This is a genomic window from Shewanella surugensis, from assembly GCF_023284005.1.
Taxonomy (GTDB): domain Bacteria; phylum Pseudomonadota; class Gammaproteobacteria; order Enterobacterales; family Shewanellaceae; genus Shewanella; species Shewanella surugensis.
The window spans coordinates 1-1,636 of sequence record NZ_JAKIKS010000296.1 but is presented as its reverse complement, the minus strand read 5'-3'; the positions used below and the strand labels follow the sequence as shown (position 1 = coordinate 1,636).

The 1,636-nt window shown below is 40.6% G+C and carries 3 protein-coding genes; all 3 read right to left on the bottom strand.

Going from position 1 to position 1,636, the window contains the following annotated elements; translation table 11 throughout:
* Positions 1–76: 76 nt before the first annotated feature.
* From L2764_RS27095 to L2764_RS27085, 3 genes are read right to left on the bottom strand one after another with little or no spacing between them, the layout of a single operon-like run.
* The gene (locus L2764_RS27095; RefSeq protein WP_248943434.1) at positions 77–439 is read right to left on the bottom strand and encodes a hypothetical protein; all 363 of its coding nucleotides are present in this window, start codon (positions 437–439) and stop codon (positions 77–79) included.
* A 23-nt stretch (positions 440–462) separates the two neighbouring features.
* Positions 463–840 (bottom strand): hypothetical protein, encoded by a 378-nt coding sequence (locus tag L2764_RS27090; protein WP_248943433.1) that lies wholly within the window; start codon positions 838–840, stop codon positions 463–465.
* A gap of 39 nt (positions 841–879) precedes the next feature.
* Entirely contained in the window at positions 880–1,467 is a 588-nt protein-coding gene (locus L2764_RS27085; RefSeq protein ID WP_248943431.1) for an IS4 family transposase, read from the bottom strand.
* Positions 1,468–1,636: the final 169 nt, after the last annotated feature.

The window sequence follows — 1,636 nt, the reverse complement described above, 5'->3', positions numbered from 1 at the left end:
ATGGTTATCTTGCCATGACTTTATCACTTTTGATGCACTCAAAGAGAGTGTAAAAAATATCATGGACAACTATCCATCAAAATATACGATAACTTTTAGTTAAGCACTTAACAAGAGTAATATTGGCATTTGCCGTTTGAATACTTTGTCCTTGTATCGCTACCGTATCGATAACAGTTTTTAATCTTTGTGCTTCAAACATAGCACTATTCGCAATAACATCTATCCGCTCAGCCGCCAACCGAGTTTCCTGTGCCGCCGCCTTCATTTTAGCCGTCACGAATTCTTTTTTGTCAATGGTAAAATCACAATGAACTAATTTTAAATCTGTTTTAATGCCCGTAAATGAAGAAAACGCTGCGCCCAGTGTTCCTGAAAACGTGGCCCCCGCCTTAAGACTGGACCACTGGCCTATCGTGATGGAATTACTTGCCCCCATGACTAAAAAATATTTATTCTGGGCTAGGATCTTATAGCCACCAAAAAAAGGCAGCTTTTTTCACTATTAACCCCTTTACTCGGATCATTAAAAATAGCATCGCCAACAACATGAGACTGTAATGTACTCCAACCTTCCCAGACCGCCGTCCAGCTTGCGATCCCTGTTCGTTTGCTACTAGTAAAACCACCCAACTTTGCTATTGATTGATACGCCCATTTCAGACTCGGTGCTCCTTTACCTTTATGCCCTCTAGGCTTATTAAACCGTATTAACACCTTCCACTCATCTTCTTCGAGTACCGTGTCGCAGCTTTGAGCCTCTACTGCTTTCGCTTCCTCAACAAGACCTTTTTTACGTAAATAATAAGGGATGGTTATTGCTTCTCTGAGTTGAAGCAAACGAACTCCGATAAACGCTAAGATTGAAACCGCTCTTTCTTAGTTCTTAGGCTCTGTCATTCTTTGCCGCTCAGCTCCTGCATCCGTTTTCCATGCTTTATGAAAATCTTCTATTCGCCACCTTGCAGTGTAAATATCAATAATATTAAACGCTTGACTTAAAGTAGCGATTGGCTCTGTTGTTAATAACACCCAGCGCAACGGCTCGGTAACGCTTTTTGACCTTTTTTCTTGAGCGTACACGACATTTACAGGCTTAGTTTCACCTTTTGTTTTGAACGTAACCTGTGCCACTTTAATTGTTAGTTTGGCTTTTCTTGCGACTCGGTTTACAGGCTTCCCTTTACTATTTTTTGTCCCTTTCTGGGCAATGTCTATGGTGTATTCACCAAGTTCTGGTTGTGATTCAAGATGTTCAAATAGCTTAGATTCAGTTTCAACCAGCACTCTAGAATGTTTCGACCGAACAACGAAACGTTCATTATGCTTCTGTTTATCTTGAATATAACTCAGTATGTCTGCTTCTCTATCACACACTGAAATCACCCGTGACATGATGCCTTCTAAGCGTTGACGGCAAAAATAGGAAGCTTCTGACCACTTAACCACTTTCTTTTTCGTCAGCATCTTCAGGATTGTTAGAACGAAGCCAATATTCTTGATGAATGAGTCCGATAGTCTGAGTTGGAGTTATTGTCAAATGTGGTGTATCAATGAATCGTGATGTTCTGTTTGATCTTGAGTGATCCGTTCACCATCTTTAAATTGAATACCTGATATGACATCAGCAAGCAGC

Coding starts and splice junctions, on each gene's coding strand:
- L2764_RS27085 (WP_248943431.1), bottom strand. CDS start 1,467: ATGCTGACGAAAAAGAAAGTGGTTAAGTGGTCAGAAGCTTCCTATTTT.
- L2764_RS27095 (WP_248943434.1), bottom strand. CDS start 439: ATGGGGGCAAGTAATTCCATCACGATAGGCCAGTGGTCCAGTCTTAAG.